General features: G+C 39.6%; 14 protein-coding genes and 2 pseudogenes. 2 read left to right on the plus strand and 14 right to left on the minus strand.

The genetic code is table 11. The annotated features are described in order from the left end of the window. On the minus strand, window positions 1–1547 hold a 1547-nt coding region (locus ACSHXM_RS12220), incomplete at its 3' end, for an FG-GAP repeat domain-containing protein (RefSeq protein ID WP_435689053.1). Window positions 1548–1772: 225 nt separating this feature from the next. Between ACSHXM_RS12220 and ACSHXM_RS12225 the strand changes: the two genes are divergently transcribed. Further along, window positions 1773–2669: a DapH/DapD/GlmU-related protein gene (locus ACSHXM_RS12225; protein ID WP_435689054.1), complete on the plus strand. Its 897-nt coding sequence runs from the start codon at window positions 1773–1775 to the stop codon at window positions 2667–2669. Between the two features lie 219 nt (window positions 2670–2888). Further along, on the plus strand, window positions 2889–4076 hold the full coding sequence (locus ACSHXM_RS12230; RefSeq protein ID WP_435689055.1) for an ABC transporter substrate-binding protein: 1188 nt from the start codon (window positions 2889–2891) through the stop codon (window positions 4074–4076). Between the two features lie 6 nt (window positions 4077–4082). On the opposite strand, the gene mutT is transcribed toward ACSHXM_RS12230, so the two are convergent. The 13 genes and pseudogenes from mutT to murD all read right to left on the minus strand — a co-directional run bounded on the left by mutT (window position 4083) and on the right by murD (window position 19097). After that, the gene (mutT, locus tag ACSHXM_RS12235; protein WP_435689056.1) at window positions 4083–4469 is read right to left on the minus strand and encodes an 8-oxo-dGTP diphosphatase MutT; all 387 of its coding nucleotides are present in this window, start codon (window positions 4467–4469) and stop codon (window positions 4083–4085) included. A 69-nt stretch (window positions 4470–4538) separates the two neighbouring features. Next, a pseudogene (locus ACSHXM_RS12240) lies at window positions 4539–4628 on the minus strand (SEC-C metal-binding domain-containing protein); the annotation flags it as partial. Window positions 4629–4687: 59 nt separating this feature from the next. Beyond that, window positions 4688–7241: pseudogene (gene secA, locus ACSHXM_RS12245) on the minus strand (preprotein translocase subunit SecA); the annotation flags it as partial. Window positions 7242–7409: 168 nt separating this feature from the next. Further along, complete coding sequence (locus ACSHXM_RS12250) at window positions 7410–8318, minus strand: M23 family metallopeptidase (RefSeq protein WP_435689057.1); 909 nt, start codon at window positions 8316–8318, stop codon at window positions 7410–7412. Window positions 8319–8559: 241 nt separating this feature from the next. Beyond that, window positions 8560–9474 (minus strand): UDP-3-O-acyl-N-acetylglucosamine deacetylase, encoded by a 915-nt coding sequence (gene lpxC / locus ACSHXM_RS12255; protein WP_435689058.1) that lies wholly within the window; start codon window positions 9472–9474, stop codon window positions 8560–8562. 150 nt (window positions 9475–9624) lie between these two features. After that, window positions 9625–10797: a cell division protein FtsZ gene (gene ftsZ, locus ACSHXM_RS12260; RefSeq protein WP_435689059.1), complete on the minus strand. Its 1173-nt coding sequence runs from the start codon at window positions 10795–10797 to the stop codon at window positions 9625–9627. An 81-nt stretch (window positions 10798–10878) separates the two neighbouring features. Next, the gene (gene ftsA, locus ACSHXM_RS12265; RefSeq protein ID WP_435689060.1) at window positions 10879–12108 is read right to left on the minus strand and encodes a cell division protein FtsA; all 1230 of its coding nucleotides are present in this window, start codon (window positions 12106–12108) and stop codon (window positions 10879–10881) included. A gap of 59 nt (window positions 12109–12167) precedes the next feature. After that, window positions 12168–12926: a cell division protein FtsQ/DivIB gene (locus ACSHXM_RS12270; RefSeq protein WP_435689061.1), complete on the minus strand. Its 759-nt coding sequence runs from the start codon at window positions 12924–12926 to the stop codon at window positions 12168–12170. Continuing rightward, window positions 12923–13873, minus strand: coding sequence for a D-alanine--D-alanine ligase (locus ACSHXM_RS12275; protein ID WP_435689062.1), 951 nt, complete (start codon window positions 13871–13873; stop codon window positions 12923–12925). The genes ACSHXM_RS12270 and ACSHXM_RS12275 overlap by 4 nt, the downstream gene beginning before the upstream one ends. After that, complete coding sequence (murC, locus tag ACSHXM_RS12280) at window positions 13873–15357, minus strand: UDP-N-acetylmuramate--L-alanine ligase (protein ID WP_435689063.1); 1485 nt, start codon at window positions 15355–15357, stop codon at window positions 13873–13875. The genes ACSHXM_RS12275 and murC overlap by 1 nt, the downstream gene beginning before the upstream one ends. Continuing rightward, window positions 15354–16445 carry an undecaprenyldiphospho-muramoylpentapeptide beta-N-acetylglucosaminyltransferase gene (gene murG / locus ACSHXM_RS12285; RefSeq protein WP_435689064.1) on the minus strand — a complete coding sequence of 364 codons (1092 nt, stop codon included), beginning with the start codon at window positions 16443–16445 and terminating at the stop codon, window positions 15354–15356. The genes murC and murG overlap by 4 nt, the downstream gene beginning before the upstream one ends. Then, window positions 16438–17772 (minus strand): cell division protein FtsW, encoded by a 1335-nt coding sequence (gene ftsW, locus ACSHXM_RS12290; RefSeq protein WP_435689065.1) that lies wholly within the window; start codon window positions 17770–17772, stop codon window positions 16438–16440. The genes murG and ftsW overlap by 8 nt, the downstream gene beginning before the upstream one ends. Then, the gene (murD, locus tag ACSHXM_RS12295) at window positions 17769–19097 is read right to left on the minus strand and encodes a UDP-N-acetylmuramoyl-L-alanine--D-glutamate ligase (protein WP_435689066.1); all 1329 of its coding nucleotides are present in this window, start codon (window positions 19095–19097) and stop codon (window positions 17769–17771) included. Before murD ends, ftsW begins: the two co-directional genes overlap by 4 nt. Window positions 19098–19106 lie beyond the last annotated feature (9 nt).

Here is a 19106-nt window from a genome sequence, read left to right on the forward strand (position 1 = left end):
GCCATTAGTACTTTTACAATCTTTAGCGCCCCTTCTCCATCACCTCGACCAAAACGAAAAACTAAGTCGCTTTTTCCATCCTTATTTAAGTCTTCTGTTGCCACTCCTTCAGAATTTTTAGGTAGGTCAAGTTTTTGAGTTAACGCTCGTTTAGCAAAAAATCGTTTGCCGCCTGGTTCGGCATACAAGACTTTAATTTTATCTGTACCGTCAGAATAAACGATGTCCTTTAAATCATCTGCATTGACGTCAATGACTTTGGTTAATGGTTGACCCGTTGTACCAGAAGATAAACTGAAGGTCATTTCGACTTCTTGGTTCATGACAGGTTTATTAGAAAAGTGACCATTATCATCCATGCTAAATATTAGATTGTCTTGATCAATACTTCCCGACAGCAAGGCCCCAATGATTTGAGATACCCCAATATCAAATGAAGATACAACCACCTCTAATTTGTCATCTCCTTGCAAGTCGACAAAATACAGCCCATTTAAGGTATCAGTGGAGGTAACTTGTGTGTCAGCTTGAGCTGCATAATGCAGCTTATTATCGGTAACCTTCCCATAATAGAATTCATAATTAATCGTTTTATCTAACACACCTGAACTTTGTGTGTATTTAATCGCTACATCAGGAATTTTATCGCCATTCACATCTTTGATTTTATCGACTTTTCTATGAATAAGATTGCTTTGATTTAGCTGCTGTCCGTTTTCGTCCTTAATGTCCCACCATTCAAGCCCAACGGCGCTAGGTTCGATTGCTATTTTGTATGGATTAGTAGAGAACTGCATGTTTTTTTCTTGTGGATAAACAGCTAGTTCACCTTCTTCAACCAACAATAGGTCAATTTTTCCATCTTGATCCATATCTTGGAAAAACAAATCTCTATCGTCAAAAGTCACTCTACTATTTCGCATTTCCATACGAGCAGCGATAGGTAAAGTTTGGTTATGCCTTTCTCCACAACAATCCGATAACCATAAATTAAGCTTTTCAAAATGAGGTAAAATGATGTCATCTTGTTTATCGTTATTGACGTCACGCACAAAATCCATCCTCTTGAAAGAATCAGAGACTTCACTGATGTACATGGAAGAAACCTGCTGTTCTAATTTCCAGTTCGCTTCATGCCCCAGGTGTGCAGGTATGTATCTTGTCACTGCCAACTTAGATAAAAGATATAATTTTTTAAGACCTTGCTGATTTTCTTCACCTAAATCAAAAGCAAACACATTGTTGGCAATATTGATTATATCGAGTGCTTCGAACTTTAATGTTTGTTGATTAAAACCATAAATACCCAATATTCGTTGTTGATTATCGTCAACACCCGCAATCAGTAACTCCAAACCATCTTGAGGTAAAATATCAGCGGCAACAATTGCTTGATTAACTGAAAATGGCAACGTTATTTCATGTTCATCAAATAATTGTGTGTACTTAGCATGGCTCTGGAAGGTAGTAACAGATAGAACTAATCCCATCAGTAATAAAGATTTTATAAATAATCCCTGTTTTTGCAAAAACTGCGCTTTATACATCCAAGTACCTACCCCATTAAAATTTTAAATTGCTACATCCGATATGGCGTAGCTTAACAAAACTAATTATCGGGAATAGGACAAAACTGTAAGCGATTAATTCAAATCTGCGGTAAATTTATCTGGTTTTAGACATTTAGCTATAACCTATAAAAAAAAGGTGGAGCCAACAGGCGGCAGACGCGCGATAATTAGCAAAATTGCAAATTGAGCTAGGAATTGAAAATGACAATAAAACGTATCGGTCACAAATATATTGATGTAGAAACTGGAAAAACTTTAGATGTTTGGTTTCCTCGCAGTAATAAACAAATTGCTCGTAAATGTTTAGCCAGTAAAGTTGGCTTAATCAAAGGTGAATTTGTAGAAGTGAGTCTTGAAATAAACGAAGCACCAAAATCTGCAGAAGATGCATACTTACGTTTACATCTGTTATCAGAATGTGCCGTTCAACCTAACAGTATTAATCTTGAAGGTGTATTTGGCTTATTAACCAATGTTGCTTGGACTTCAGCTGGTCCGGTTTTACCAACAAAAGTAGAAGAGCTACGTGAATTGATCGCTGACGAAGAACATTACTTAAACGTCACCTCTGTCGACAAGTTCCCTCGCATGACAGATTACGTTATCCCTGAAGGTGTACGTATTGGAGATGCAGACAGAGTTCGTATGGGTGCTCATTTAGCATCTGGTACAACAGTTATGCACGAAGGTTTTGTCAACTTCAATGCAGGTACATTAGGTAGCTCTATGGTTGAAGGTCGTATTTCCCAAGGTGTGGTTGTTGGTGATGGCTCTGATATTGGTGGTGGAGCATCCACAATGGGTACTTTGTCTGGTGGTGGTAAAACGATTAACTCAATCGGAAAAAGCAGCATGGTTGGCGCTAACGCAGGTATCGGCATCTCACTAGGCGATGATTGCATAGTAGAAGCTGGCTTATACGTAACAGCAGGCTCTAAAGTGAAAACTCCAGACGGTGAAATTGTAGCGGCTCGTGAGCTATCAGGTATGAATGGATTGTTATTCCGCCGTAACAGTCAAACAGGTGCGATAGAAGCTATCGTAGCCGACGCCTCTAAATGGGGTGGTTTAAACGCAAGTTTACATAGTAATGACTAATTAAGGTTAAGTTAGATTATTGTTTGATATGAAAATTTAAAAGGCGCTGATTGCGCCTTTTTTAATGCAGGTATAACTTAAGTAACCTGAATACTGGATAAGTACTAATTCCTTTTATTCTTGATTATTAAAGACTCTTAATAGTTAACAAAAAATTCGTTAAATTGTATAAATTGATATAATGTATATAACAGTGGTTATAGTAGTTTGGAGTGCGTAATGACAACACGTAAAATCTTCCTTTGGACATTAAAGCTATGTCTTTTGCTAAGCTTCTGTACAAATGCTCAAACTGAAAAAAATCAAGACACTCCTACCGTATTATTTATTTATCCTGTAGATAAAGGCTTTCCTTTTTGGGACTCACAAGTTGACTTTGCTAAATCCGTATCTGACGCACTAGGCTTTAAATTAGACGTGGCCTACACGCCTGAAGCCTACAGAAACAGGTTTGGTGCCGCTGCTTACATTCAGGAAATTTTAGCTAAAAAGACACAATTACCAGATTTAATTATTACCTCCTTTTGGGTTGGCTCTGAAGAAAAAATCTTAACAATGCTGGACTCAAAGAAAATCCCTCTTATTACAATTAATTCTGATATTTCAGACGTACAATTTGCAGAGCTTGGCCGGCCAAGAGAGTTATTTCCCTATTGGATTGCTCATTTGTCTCCTAACGACACATTAGCGGGTAAAAAACTTGCAGATAACATAGTGCAACAATCCAGAGATAAACGCTGTACCTCTTCAGACTGTAGAGTCAATATTTTTGCCATAACCGGCATGAGTTATTCGGCAGTAAGCATGCAACGAGTTAAAGGACTCAAACAAGTGCTTGAGGATGATCTAAAAAGCCGTTTATTAAGTGTGGTATATGGTAATTGGGATCGCACTCGGGTCGCTGGCATGGCAAACATTATTTTCAGTCGGCACAATGATATACATGCGTTTTGGATTGCCAGTGATGTTATGGCCTATGGTCTAGAAGACGGAATACACAACGCTAACATAAAAATGCCTGAAAACACGATTATTGGTGCTATTGACTGGTCTCCACCCAGCATTGAGAAAATAACGCAAGGTAAGATGCATGTAAGCTTAGGAGGTCATTTTCTTGAGGCTGGGCTGAGCTTAATATTGTTTTACGACTACTTAAATAATCGAGACTTTGTCGATGAATTGGGAGCCGTGATTAAAACTGAAATGAGCATTTTAGACAAAAGTAATGTTGCCCTCCTCGGCCCGTTACTAAGCCAACCAAAATGGGCGAAGAATCATATTAGAAGTTATAGTAAATTTTTGAATCCAAACCGCGCACAATACAACTTCAGTCCACAAAAAATGATTTTGGAGCAATTAGAGGATCACTCCAATCACAGTTTTCCAGAACCGACAGTGAAACACTAGTACCAATTAATCTTGTGTTAGAGCTTTAATAATCTCTACATTAGCTTCTGGAAACTCATATTGATATAACGCTTCAATAGCTACCCATTTAGCCTGTTGACCTTCTAGTTGTTTCGCTTCACCTACAAAGTCCTCCACTAATCTGACATGTAATCTCACTTTTTTATCTCCATAATCATGTTCAATGAGTAGAAGCTCCGTTTGTGAATTAACTTTGATACCAATCTCTTCACCAAGCTCTCGAACTAACGCTTGTTCAATCGACTCACCGAGTTCACGCTTACCACCAGGAAACTCCCACTTCCCTCCTTGATGTAACTCATTAGCACGTTTACTAATAAAAATATGATTGTCCTTTTTAATCACACCCACTGCCACGTCAACTACTTTCATTTTAATAACTTCCATAAAAAAGTCGGGCTAGAACCCGACTTTATAAAAATTTACTTACACTATTCAGTGTTAGCTTAACTTACCATGACACTGCTTGTATTTCTTACCCGAACCACAAGGACAAGGATCGTTACGACCGACCTTAGGCGTGTCTCTAACCACAGCCTTGGGTACTTCAGACTGAACCGAACCACCAGGAGCATCGTGTTCTAAGTTTTGCGGCGCTGCGTTGGCTTGACGTCTTTGCTCTTCAACTGCCTCAACATCTTCTTGCGCTTTAACTTGCACCTTACTAAGTATAGCGACTACTTCAATCTTCAAGTTTTCTAACATTTCAGAAAATAACTCGAAAGACTCTCGCTTGTATTCTTGTTTTGGATTCTTTTGCGCGTAGCCGCGTAAATGTATACCCTGGCGCAGGTGATCCATTGCAGCCAAATGTTCTTTCCAGCTACTGTCTAAGTTTTGTAACATTACTGCTTTTTCGAATTGGCGAATAACTTGCGGTCCAACGATTTCTTCTTTCGCTTTGTACGCATTCACCACTTCTTCTAAAATACGCTCTCGAATCACTTCTTCATAAAGCTTATCGTCTTCATCAAGCCATTTTTGTACCGGCATATCTAACAAGAATTCACTTTTGAAGTGCTCTTCTAAGCCCTGGACATTCCACATTTCATCCAAAGATTCAGGTGGAATATATTGGTCAATAATACCACTCACCACGTCTTCACGAATGGCGTTAATAGTCTCGTTAATTTCACCTTCATCGAGTAACTCGTTGCGTTGCTCGTATATGACTTTACGTTGGTCGTTAGCAACGTCATCGTATTCTAATAACTGTTTACGCATATCAAAGTTACGGCCTTCAACTTTGCGTTGAGCGTTTTCAATGGCTCTAGTTACCCAAGGATGTTCGATGGCTTCACCATGTTCCATACCTAAACGTTTCATCATATTGCCCATTTTTTCAGAAGCAAATATACGCATTAATGCATCGTCTAATGATAAATAGAAACGTGAGGATCCAGCATCACCTTGACGACCTGAACGACCTCGTAATTGATTATCGATACGACGAGATTCGTGACGTTCGGTACCGATAATATGTAGTCCACCGGCTGCTAATACAGCGTCATGGTCGACTTGCCAATCTTCTTTTATTTTCTCAACTTTGCTAGGTTTTGGATCATTAATTTTATTAATTTCAGCTTGCCAGTTACCACCTAGAACGATATCTGTTCCACGTCCAGCCATGTTAGTCGCGATAGTAACTGCGCCTGATTTACCAGCCTGGGCAATGATATCTGCTTCTTGTTCGTGAAATTTAGCATTAAGTACTTTATGCGGGATTTTTGCTTTTTTCAAAACACCCGAGATAAGCTCTGAATTCTCAATGGAAACTGTGCCTACCAAAGTAGGTTGGCCTCGTTTCACACATTCTTTTATATCTTCTACTATGGCTTCGTATTTTTCTTCTGCGGTCAAATAAATCAGATCGGCTTTATCATCACGTAACATTGGTTTGTTGGTTGGTATAACAACCGTATCTAAACCATAAATACTTTGAAATTCAAATGCTTCGGTATCAGCTGTACCCGTCATTCCTGACAGTTTTTCATATAGTCTGAAATAATTCTGGAACGTAATTGAAGCCAACGTTTGGTTTTCATTTTGAATATTAACACCTTCTTTCGCTTCAACAGCTTGGTGTAAACCTTCAGACCAACGACGACCTTCCATTGTTCGACCTGTGTGTTCATCGACAATCACAATCTCGTTTTCTTTAACGATGTAATCAACGTCTTTAGAAAATAATTTATGTGCCTTTAAGGCCGCGTTAACGTGATGTAATAAAGAAATATTCGCAGCAGCAAATAAAGACTCTTCGTTAGGTAAAATGCCTTCACGTTTTAAAACTTCTTCAACAAATATTTGACCATTTTCGGTCAAGTGTATTTGTTTTCCTTTTTCATCAATGGTGTAGTGACCTTCGCCAGCTTCACCTTCTTCATCTTCCTTTTCTTGCTGTTGCAATTCAGGAATAATCACATTAATTTTGCGATAAAGCTCTGAACTGTCTTCCGCTTGTCCAGAAATAATAAGGGGGGTACGAGCTTCATCAATTAAAATCGAGTCAACTTCATCTATTACTGCAAAGTGCAATGCACGTTGTACTCTTTCTTCTGGGCTAAATGCCATGTTATCGCGTAAATAATCGAACCCAAATTCATTATTGGTGCCGTAAGTTACGTCAGCTGCGTACGCTTCTTTTTTCTGTGGATGTGTCATCCCAGGAATATTACAACCAACAGTTAGGCCCAAAAATTCGAATAATGGACGACTCCAGTCAGCATCTCGACTGGCTAAGTAATCATTTACCGTGATGACATGCACACCTTGACCAGATATTGCATTTAAATAGGTAGGTAAGGTTGAAGTTAATGTTTTACCTTCACCTGTACGCATTTCAGAAATTTTACCTTGATGTAAAACTTGGCCACCTAACATTTGCACATCAAAATGACGCATACCAAATACACGTTTACTGGCTTCTCTGACCACAGCAAAGGCTTCTACAACTAAGTCTTCAGTAGATTCATCTTTTTCTAAACGCTGCTTAAACTCATTGGTTTTGTCTTTTAGCTGCTCGTCACTCAAAGCTTCGTATTCAGTTTCTAACTGATTAATAAGCGTCACAGATTTATTTAATTTTTTTAATGTTCGGTCATTACGACTACCGAAGATTTTTGTGAGAATACTCGAAAACATCGATTTACAGCTTCCAATCTAAATGATTAATACCTAAGCCCACACACCATTGTGCAAACCACTAAGGTCAAAAGACCTTGTACAAAAATAAAACAATCGGCTCACAAGGAGCCGATTATTGATAACTAAAAGGTTAATAACGTTTAAGTGTTAAACACTTAATTCAAGTTATGTTTTCTTTCGATACACATATGGTAGTGGATCTTGTTGTTTACCTTTTCGTAAAACTTCGTAATGAACATGTGCGCCAGTAGAACGGCCAGTATTACCCATTACCGCAATGTTTTGACCTTTTGTCACTACATCGCCAATTTTAACATTTAATGCTTTATTATGACCATATCGAGTCGTTAAACCTTGACCATGATCAATCTCTACAAGTTCACCATATCCGTAACGGCTACCAGCCCAGGTTACAACACCCGCTCCCGTTGCTTTTACTGGTTCGCCTTCTTTACCTGCAAAGTCTAAACCTTTATGCATTGTCGGCATGCCACTGAAAGGGTCTTTACGAATACCATAATAAGACGATAACCAACCAGACTGAATTGGTTTACCTTCTAACCGACTCTGTTCTTCTATATGGTGACTCAACATAATAGATTCAAGGGCATTAAGCTGAACAGATTTATCGCGAATCTGCCCTAACATGTTTTCCATCTTAACCAAGAGTTCATCTTTAACTGTATAGTCAATCTCAGACGTATCTAAAGGTCCACCTATACTAGGCTCTTGATTAAAATTAAATTCTTCTGGATTTAAATGAGCTTGTTCTACTAAGCGAGATCCGAGTGCGTCTAAACGTTGAATTTGACTTTGCATATCAGCCAACTTTAGCAGCATTCCAGTTAACTTTTGCTCTGTTTCACCTTTCAGCCCTACTACTTCTTGAGCCTGTTGCTGAAAGCCTGCTTGGGCACTTTGTATGCGTATAATATTTTCTTCTGGAGAGGTAGTAGATCGACTAGAAATTAAAAATAGCCCACAACTAGCTATCAACAAAACCATCAGTTTTTGTCGACTAATATTCAGGGCGAAGCGAGCGCGATTGCTTCTAAATAGTAATGTTATCTTCATTACAATTGGCTACCTTTAGGTATTGTACATTCAACATGGAATTTAAAGATAAGCCATAATGCTAAACTCTGATAGGCTTAACGGGTATCTTAAATGCTACATACAGTTTAATTTTCATACATAACAATGACTTTATGCCAGTGTTATGTTTGAGGTTAACATAATTGTGACATTTTCTGAAACGTATAAGCCTGTGAAATGATAGAAATTTTAGTTGGTGAGCCAATTTTAAGAAATGAAATTAGCTCGCTAAAATAGGAGATGCAAAACGGATAGGCAATTCTTCTGGCGTGTCGTAACTCACAAACTCCCAACTTTCTTGATTCTTTAACAAAGCATTAAGTAATTTGTTATTTAATCCATGGCCTGTTTTGTAAGCTACCAATTCACCAATTATGCTATGGCCACCTAAATATAAATCACCAATCGCATCTAAAATTTTATGTTTTAGAAATTCGTCGTTATAACGTAAGCCTTCAGGATTAAGTACCCGATACTCATCTAGCGCCACAGCATTTTCCATGCTGCCACCTAAAGCTAGATTATGTGAATTCATATACTCAAGATCTTTCATAAATCCAAAAGTGCGAGCTCGACTCACTTCTTCAACATAAGAAGAAGAGTCTAAATCTAAAACCATGTGCTGACGAGTTTGACTGATAACAGGATGTTCAAAATCGATTTTAAAATCGACTCTAAAACCATCATATGGACGAAGTTCCGCCCATTTATCTTCTTGTTCAACACGGATAGGTTTATTAACTTTAATAAATCGTTTTGCGGCATTGATTTCTTCAATGCCGGCGGATTGCAATAAAAAGATAAACGGACTCGCACTACCATCCATGATAGGTAACTCGTCACTGTCAACTTCAACAATAATATTGTCGATACCTAACCCAGCTAAAGCTGAAGCTAAATGTTCTACAGTAGAAATCGTCACACCATCAGCATTACTAATACATGTACATAACATAGTATCGCCAACACAATCAGCACGAGCTGGAATATCAGCATAAGGCTCAAGGTCAACGCGGCGAAATACAATTCCAGTATTCGCAGGCGCAGGCCGGAGAGTCATAGTGACCTTGTCACCTTTATGCAGTCCAATTCCAGTCTCTTTTACAGATTGTTTTATAGTGCGTTGTTTAATCATATATCTTTTTAACTCAATTACTTATCAGAATAAAAAGCGGCGCGTATTCTAGCTAAAATACATTACCTTGTCAAAAAACTGTCATAAAAGCCAAATGCGATTTTTATGTTCAATCTAAGACACATATTTCAGCGAAAAATTCACTGCCAATTAATCTGCTTGTTTACGTAAAAAAGCAGGTATATCTAAATATTCTAAATCAGTACCTGTTTCAGCACTTTCTTCTGACACTACTGCTTTTGCCGTATCAGGCATAGCACCTGCACTTGGCATAGCGTTAGAGCCATTAGCTTGTAATTTAAATTCACCGCTATCGGCCATCACTTTAGGCGCTCGATTAGACACCAAAGAGATGTCAGGTTTACGCTCTGCACCAATACCAGTAGCCACAACTGTTACGCGTAATTCATCACTCATATCCATATCAATTACGGTACCGACTACAACTGTCGCATTTTCAGAAGCGAATGCTTTCACGGCATTACCGACTGTTTCAAATTCATCAATAGCAAAATCAGGACCAGCTGTAATATTAACCAAAATACCACGAGCACCAGACAGATCGATATCTTCCAACAATGGACAAGCAATTGCAGACTCTGAAGCTTCTTCAGCTCTATCTTCACCTTTGGCTGTGCCGCTACCCATCATAGCCGTACCCATTTCTGACATAACGGTACGCACATCGGCGAAATCCACGTTAATCAAACCAGGGCGTGTAATAAGTTCAGCAATACCTTGAACAGCACCACTTAAAATATCATTTGCAGCACTAAAAGCTTGTAATAAAGGAGTGCCTTTACCCATCACTTTAAGTAATTTTTCATTTGGTATCGTGATTAAAGAATCTACGTATTTAGATAACTCTTCGATACCTTGATCAGCAAAATCTGTGCGCTTACGGCCTTCAAAAGGAAACGGTTTAGTTACAACTGCAACTGTTAAAATACCTAGTTCTTTTGCAACTTTAGCAACTTCAGGTGCAGCCCCTGTACCTGTACCACCACCCATACCAGCGGTGATAAATACCATATCAGCACCTTCTAGACTTTGGCGTATGGTTTCCCTGTCTTCTTCGGCAGCTTGGCGACCAATGTTAGGGTTTGCCCCTGCACCAAGACCTTTAGTGACATCAGACCCGATTTGCAAAGTAACATTCGCAGATGAACTGCGTAATACCTGTGCATCGGTATTGATTGCGATAAATTCTACGCCTTCAATACTTTGACTGACCATATGCTCAACAGCGTTACCGCCGCCACCGCCTACACCGATAACCTTAATTATCGCTTCTTCGTCATGACTATCCATTAACTCAAACATGTTTACTCTCCGGTTTGTACATATAAGCAGTCAGGTACTAATCCTTGCCTGCTGCCATTTTTTTCATTTAAAAGTGAGGATTTAAAACTCACCTTTAAACCAACTTTGAATTCTTTGCCATACACCATCACTTGTTTTGTTCTGGGTACTTAACTGGCTAATCAAATGCTCTTTTCCGTACTGCAACAATCCGATTGCTGTAGCAAACTTGGCATCTTCTACGTATTCTGATAACCCTTTCATCGCAAGTGGAGCACCCACTCTAACAGGCATTTGGAAGATTTCTTCAGCAAATTCAATTGCTCCTTCCATTTTAGCCGTACCACCTGTTAACACTATACCTGCAGCTACTTGCTCTTCTAAACCACTGGCACGAATTTCATCATGCACCAATTCAAATAACTCTTGATATCTAGGTTCGATAACTTCAGCCAACGTATGCCTAGACATAGCACGAGAAGGACGTCCACCCACACTGTGAACTTCAATACTTTCTTCCATGCTAACCATGTCTTTTAAGGCACAGGCATAGTTAATTTTGATTTCTTCTGCATGACTAATAGGTGTACGAAATATCTTAGCAATATCACTTGTGATTTGATTGCCTGCAGCGGGTATCACCGCCGTATGACGAATAGCGCCATCAGTATAAATCACTAGGTCAATGGTTCCACCGCCAATATCAACCACACAGACACCTAGTTCTTTTTCATCGTCTGTAACGACCGCGTAACTAGACGCCAAAGCTGAAAATATCAATTGATCGGCGACTAAATCACAACGCTCAACACACTTCACTAGGTTTTTAGCCATATCATCAGCGCAAGTAATGATGTGCGCTTGGGCTTCCATTCTTACGCCTGACATACCAATTGGGTTTTTAATTCCCTCTTGTACATCAATCGTGAATTCTTGTGGTAACACATGTAATAAGCGACGTTCTGCTGCAATAGGAACTGAGCGTGCAGCGTGTACGACATTATCAACGTCTTCTTGTGTCACTTCTTGATTGTTTATTGGCACCATACCACTTTCGTTTTGGCACTTAACGTGACGACCAGAAATCGACATAAATACAGAGGAAACACTGCAATCTGCCATTAATTCCATTTCGTGAACTGCTCGTTTTACCGACTGTACAACTAAGTTGAGGTCATTGACCCCACCTTTATCCATACCTTTAGACGAGTGACTACCGACGCCAACTACACTAATTGAGTTGTCATCAAGTAATTCACCTACTACGGCTTTAACGTCACTAGTGCCGATGTCTAAGCCTACTATCAGCTTTCTTTCTGTACCTTTAGACATTTTGATCGGCTCTCACAATTATCACACTCACGTTAATAAACTCTCTAGTTATTATTTTATTAAACTGGTTTATCTAAGGTTTTCCAACCTACAGCTAAACCAGTGTCGTAACGTAAATCTACGTAATCAATCTGTTTTTTCTGCTGCGATATTAGTGGTAATAAATCCACAAATCTCTGCAATCTATCAATAAATTCTGTGCGGCCTAAATTTAGTTTCACGCCATTGTTTAATTGGATATTCCAAGCAAACCGTTCACTTAAGAACATCTCTACAATATGTAAGTCAGTGACATCCAACAACGACTGCATATTTCGGTAGCCCTGCAATGCTGTTTGTTCACTGCCACCAGGCCCAAATAAATTAGGCAACTGCATTTCTAAGGCTAAATCTTTATCAGTTAGCTGAGCATTAAATGCATCACCAAACTGATTTAACAACATGTCGCCATTCCAAATTGCAGCAGGCTGCTGTTCAACCACATATATTTCTAAACCACTGGGCCAGCGTTTTCGTACTGAAGCTCTATAAACCCAAGGCATTGCTTCAACACTTTGATGAGTTTGTTCGACATCTAACTCAAAAAAGCTACCTGGCTGAGTGCGTTTAATCAAAGATTCAATATTTTGATCTTGAATAAACCTTCGCTCACCCGACACCACTATTTCCTGTACTGGTGCTCTTTGTTCATCTTCTAACCAAACACTCAGCTTAATCCCAGCAAACACTAACAACACCAACACTGTGATAAAAAATGCTAACCCCAAATAAAATCCTGAGGCTTTAGCAGGTTTATCCAAAGCTGGCGTTTCATTCATTTTGCTAAATCCGTAGTGGCTAATACAGCTAAGGATAAATCAGCAAAACTCAAACCCGCTTGTTTAGCGGCTAAAGGCACTAAACTTTTTTCAGTCATACCAGGAGCAGTATTGGCTTCTAGTAAATAAAAACGTCCTAATTGATCACGCATAAAATCAACTCGCCCCCAGCCAGAACCAGCAACGGCTTCAAAAGCCTCTATTGCTAACTGCGCTAACTCAGATTCTTCATCTGGCGTTAAACCACTTGGGCAGGTATAAACCGTGCTATCGGTTTGATATTTAGCTTCATAATCATAAAAATCACGAGGAGTAGACATACTGATAGATGGCAAAGCTTTGCCATTCAGTATACTGACGGTATATTCTGAACCATGAACGAACTGCTCAATCAAAACTTTATTATCATATTTAAAAGCGTTTTGAACGGCTGTTTCTAGTTGTAACGCGTTATTCACGCGGGCCATACCTATGCTCGAACCTTCTTGCGCAGGTTTAACCATTACCTCATCCCCTAAGCTAGCCATTATAGCCTTGCATGATCCAGCATCAAAGCATCTTTTGTCAGCAATTTTGTAATTTGCTGTTGGTAAACCCAAACTTTGCCAAACTTGCTTGCTTCTGATCTTGTCCATACATAAAGCAGAGCCTAAGACCCCCGTTCCTGTATAGGGTAAATTCAATTGTTGTAATGCACCTTGTAGTGTTCCATCTTCACCACCTCTGCCGTGTAAAACAATCACTACGCGATCAAAACCTTGGTTCAATAATTCAATTAGTGCTTGCTCTGCAGGATCAAATGCATAAGCATCTACACCTAGGCTCACTAACCCAGCTAATACCGCCTTGCCCGAATTCAGAGAGACTTCTCTTTCAGCAGATGAACCTCCTAACATGACGGCGACTTTTCCGTATTCAGCTGGAGTTTTGTAATTATGATCGCTCACTACGCTAGCCCTTTCACTAATTCGTTTGGTTCTAATTTAGATTTCTGTAAATACTTGGCGATTTGGCCAATATTGCCTGCACCTTGGGTTAACACTATGTCTTGATCACATAGTGTCTCAGCTAACAATTTAGGTAATTCTTCAATGTTAGAGACATAGATAGGTTCTAATTGTCCGCGCTGACGAATAGAACGGCATAAAGAACGACTATCTGCTCCGTCTATTGGCTCTTCACCAGCTGAATAAACTTCTAACAATAACAACACATCAACCTGTGAAAGTACTTTTACAAAATCTTCGTATAAATCTCGTGTGCGGGTATATCTATGAGGTTGATAAGCCATAACTAAGCGACGATCAGGCCAATTATTTCTGGCCACAGCAATCGTGGCTGCGACTTCTGTTGGGTGATGACCATAATCATCAACCAAAATAGCTTGCCCTTTTGAGGTGGCATAATCACCTAAAAATTCAAATCGACGACCGATTCCAGAAAAACTGCCTAAAGCCTCTACTATGGACTGATCATCAATGCCTTCATCACTGGCCACTGCGATCGCGGCCAAAGAGTTCAAGACATTGTGATGACCTGGAATATTAACTGTGACTTTCAACACGGGTAAGACTTTACCCACCTGGTCTTTACGAACTACGTCAAAGGTACTTTGGTTAAAGCCTAATTGAATGTTTATCGCTCTGACATCTACATGTTCAGAAACTCCATAAGTCATATATTTCCGACCGATGCGAGGTAACAATTGCTCAATGACAGGATCATCACCACATAAAACGGCTAACCCATAAAACGGTAAATTATGCAAAAAGTCGATATAGGTATCTTGCATTTTTTGGAAATCACCTTGATAGGTTTCCATGTGATCAGCTTCGATATTAGTTACCACAGAGACCATTGGTTGCAGATGAACAAAAGATGCATCACTTTCATCGGCTTCAGCTATTAGATATTGGCTAGCACCTAATCGAGCATTAGTACCTGCACTGTTTAACAAACCACCAATAACAAAGGTTGGATCAAGTTTAGCTTTAGCAAAAATAGTCGCGATTAAACTCGTTGTTGTGGTTTTCCCGTGAGTGCCCGCCACAGCGATACCATGTCGGAATCGCATTAATTCAGCGAGCATTTCTGCACGTCGAATGACGGGTATTCTTTTTTCATTCGCTTCGGCAATTTCTGGGTTGGTCGGGTCAATGGCACTAGATACAACAACAACATTAGCCAGCTCAACATTTGACGCTAAATGCCCAAAATAAATGGTTGCCCCTAAATTTTGTAAACGTTCTGTCATTCCGTTGGCTTGTTTATCCGAACCGCTAATGGCATAACCTTCATTTAATAAAACTTCAGCAATTCCGCCCATACCCGCGCCACCAATACCTATAAAATGGATGTGCTTAATACGGCGCATCTCAGGTACATGGTAATGGATGGGGCTATCAACCTTAATACTGCTGGCTATCTTCATGCTGCTTGCTCACTTAACTCAATACAATAATGTGCTACTTCTTGTGCAGCTTCTATTCGGGCTAGCGTTTTCGCTTTATAACCCATATCAATTAATACCTCTGGAGATTTAATACAATCGGCTAATAATTTACTTAATTTTTCTACCGTTAATTCACTTTGCGGTAACAAGTACGCCCCTTGAACAGCCACAAGAGTCAAAGCATTCTTAGTTTGATGATCATCGACTGCATGGGGCAAAGGCACAAATATTGCGGCAACGCCAGCCGCTGCGACTTCTGCAACTGTTAATGCTCCGGCTCGACAGATTACCAAGTCGGCCCATGCGTAGGCTGCTGGCATATCGTTAATAAATTCGGATACCTGACAATTAACCGATTTATCCAGCAAGGTTTGATATGCCTGTTGAACCTTAGCTAAATGCCCAGCGCCGGTTTGATGACGAATATTCATGGCTGCTACATTTTGTAAAGCTAGTGGCAAGGTTTCATTTAAAACCTGAGCACCTAAACTACCACCAACCACTAATAGATTTAGCGGTTTATTCGTATGACTCTTTGGCTTTAGATTTGAGAATTCAGCTCTAACTGGATTTCCCACCCAAGTATATTTAGTCGAATCCTTTGCTGAAATCTGTTGCTTAAAGGTGTTATCAAATCCAGTAAATATATGTTTGGCAAAATTTGATAACCATTTATTAGTCAGCCCAGGTACCGCATTTTGTTCGTGCAAAACTAAAGGCACTCGATTTAACCAAGCTGCAATACCGCCCGGTCCACTTGCGAATCCACCTAAACCAATCACCACATTGGGTTTAAATTGTTTAATGACTTTATGGGCTTGAAAAATGGATTTAGCAATTTTAAACGGTGCAGCTAAAAGCTTAAGTAAACCGTTATTACGCACGCCAACAACATCGATAAAACTAATCGGATAACCAGCATTAGGCACTAACTTAGCTTCCATACGGCCAATCGTTCCTAACCAATGAACTTGCCAATCTTGTGCGGCCAAAGCATTTGCCACGGCTAAACCAGGGAATACATGTCCGCCTGTTCCGCCAGCCATCACCAAAATGCGTTTAGTCATATCGGCCTCCGGCATTCTCATTAGAAACGATTTGTGTTTCTTCGATCACGTCATCTAACACTTCAGCAACTTGTTGTTTGGCTTTTTTACTTTTTTGAGTCGTGCGTTTTTTGTTAGGTTTAGCAGGCCCTTTATTGAGAGCTTGAATGCCATCAACTCGCATTTCGAAATCTATCCGCAACAATAACGCCACCGCAATTGCCATTATGATGGTACTCGAACCTCCATAACTTAATAATGGAAAGGTCAAACCTTTAGTGGGTAAAATACCAGCACTTGCGCCAACGTTAACCGCGGTTTGTAAACTGAACCAAATACCTATTGCATAGGCAACGTAAGCTTCAAAAGGGCGTTCTTTTGTCAATGCCTGATTACCAATACGTAGGGCCTTCATGACAATAATTAGCATGATAACTAATACTGACAACACACCAACAAAGCCCAACTCTTCGGCTAATATCGCCATGATAAAATCGTTATAAGCTTCTGGTAAGTATTCTAGTTTTTGTAGACTATTACCTAACCCTTGGCCGAAAATTTCACCTCGGCCATAAGCCATCAATGATTGTGTTAATTGATAACCACTTCCAAATGGATCAGCCCAAGGATCCAAGAATGACGTCACTCGTTTTACCCTATATTCTTCAAACACAATCAGTAAAACAACGGCTAAACTACCAGCAACCACAAGACTGAAGAACTGCCACAACTTAGCGCCAGCTAAAAACAATAAACCGATAGTGGTACAAAACATAACCACCACAGTACCAAGATCAGGCTGCATTAATAACAACACGGCTAATACAAAAAATATGGCAAGGGGTTTAATAAAACCTTTGATGTTTTCGGTTACTTCTTCATGACGTCGAACTAAGTAACCGGCTAAATAACAAAAGAAAAACAACTTAGCAGGCTCGGCTACTTGCACGGTAATCGGACCTAAAACTAACCAGCGGGTACTACCGTTAACCGTACGACCAACCAACAACACAGAAACTAACAACAACACGGCCAAAATCAATAACCATACATTCGTCATCCGCCACCACTGCATAGGAATTTGCAACACACACATGGCAATACCAAGCGCTAAAACGATATAAATTGAATGACGAATGGCAATATGAAATGGGTTATGAAATATGCGTTCTGCAGCAGGCATAGATGCAGATGTCACCACCACTAAGCCAATTGATAACAGTGCAATACACAATAAAATCAACCAGAGATCGTAAGGCTTAAAGTTATCTTGACCATCGACTTTGTCGTGTTTAAGTTTAAACAATTGTTTCAATGGAGAATTAGTTTCTTGAGCTAATGCACTCATGCCGCTAACTCCTTTACTGCTTGGGTAAAACAATCGCCACGCTCTTGGTAGTTAGCAAACATATCTAAGCTTGCACAGGCTGGTGACAATAAAACCACATCATCACCTTTTACATACTTTGCCGCGGTTTGCACAGCCTCAAGTAAGTTTTTGACTTCTAAGGTGCCTGCTTTTAATTGAGCTATTTTGTGGCCGTCTCTACCAAAGGTAATCAAGACTTGAACCGAGTTCTGCAGTGAATCTGATAAAGGAGAAAAATCAGCCCCTTTGCCATCACCACCAGCAATTAAAACCAATTTACCTTTGGTACTAGCTCGCAAACCATCAATCGCTGCCAGTGTGGCGCCGACATTGGTGGCTTTAGAATCGTTGATCCAACGTACCTTGTTAAACAAAGAAACGGTCTGACATCTATGGGGTAATCCATCAAATTTTATCGCAGCTTGTTTGATGCTTGAATGATCCACTCCTGCCACCATAGCTAATGCAGCGGCGGCTTGAATGTTTAACATATTATGCTGGCCCACTAACATACAAGTTTGGCTGTTCAAAAATGGTTGACCATCAAACAATATATTCTGATTTTGTGTGTCCCAAGAAAAACCAGATGAAGAGGCCGATAAGCCAAAGCTCATTGGTTTGTTGCTTTGCACGCCTTGTAAGACTGAGCCTGAAGGTTGGGCAAAACTATCATCTCGATTGGTCACAATATGTTGCGCGTTTTCAAATATGTTTAATTTAGCTTGTTGATAACTGGCTAAATCGCCATGACGATCTAAGTGGTCTTCACTGATATTTAATACGGTTGCGACTAAGGGAACTAATGAATATGTTGTGTCTAATTGAAAACTAGATAACTCTAGAACAATTACATCTGCCTCTAATTCCAATAACTCAAGAACGGGAACGCCAACATTACCGCCCATTAATACTTTTTTACCCGCTGCTTTACACATTTCTACCACTAAATGTGTGACTGTAGTTTTACCATTTGAACCAGTAATCGCTATTACAGGGGTCGTATTATATTGAGCGAATAATTCGATATCGCCAATAATATGGATTCCTAAACTAGCAGCATGTTTAAGAGCGGGAATATTTAGATCGACTCCAGGGCTAACAACGATTAAATCAGCCTTTGAAAGTTTGTCTTTTTGTAACACGCCTAAAAACACCGGAATGTCTAAACTTAGCGTTAAACATTCCCGAGTGTCCATAGCCACTACATTTGCGCCTTTAGCTAATAAAAATTGCACGCAAGATTGGCCCGTAAGACCTAATCCTACTACTACAATATTTTTATTTTCTAATACTAACTTTGGCACTTAGTTAAC

Origin of the sequence: Paraglaciecola sp., assembly GCF_051252315.1 — a bacterium.
GTDB lineage: Bacteria > Pseudomonadota > Gammaproteobacteria > Enterobacterales > Alteromonadaceae > Paraglaciecola.

Bases quoted from the DNA above. Each gene is read 5' to 3' on its own strand.
- ACSHXM_RS12225 (WP_435689054.1), top strand. From the start codon at position 1,773: ATGACAATAAAACGTATCGGTCACAAATATATTGATGTAGAAACTGGA.
- ACSHXM_RS12230 (WP_435689055.1), top strand. From the start codon at position 2,889: ATGACAACACGTAAAATCTTCCTTTGGACATTAAAGCTATGTCTTTTG.
- mutT (WP_435689056.1), bottom strand. From the start codon at position 4,469: ATGAAAGTAGTTGACGTGGCAGTGGGTGTGATTAAAAAGGACAATCAT.
- ACSHXM_RS12250 (WP_435689057.1), bottom strand. From the start codon at position 8,318: ATGAAGATAACATTACTATTTAGAAGCAATCGCGCTCGCTTCGCCCTG.
- lpxC (WP_435689058.1), bottom strand. From the start codon at position 9,474: ATGATTAAACAACGCACTATAAAACAATCTGTAAAAGAGACTGGAATT.
- ftsZ (WP_435689059.1), bottom strand. From the start codon at position 10,797: ATGTTTGAGTTAATGGATAGTCATGACGAAGAAGCGATAATTAAGGTT.
- ftsA (WP_435689060.1), bottom strand. From the start codon at position 12,108: ATGTCTAAAGGTACAGAAAGAAAGCTGATAGTAGGCTTAGACATCGGC.
- ACSHXM_RS12270 (WP_435689061.1), bottom strand. From the start codon at position 12,926: ATGAATGAAACGCCAGCTTTGGATAAACCTGCTAAAGCCTCAGGATTT.
- murC (WP_435689063.1), bottom strand. From the start codon at position 15,357: ATGAAGATAGCCAGCAGTATTAAGGTTGATAGCCCCATCCATTACCAT.
- murG (WP_435689064.1), bottom strand. From the start codon at position 16,445: ATGACTAAACGCATTTTGGTGATGGCTGGCGGAACAGGCGGACATGTA.
- ftsW (WP_435689065.1), bottom strand. From the start codon at position 17,772: ATGAGTGCATTAGCTCAAGAAACTAATTCTCCATTGAAACAATTGTTT.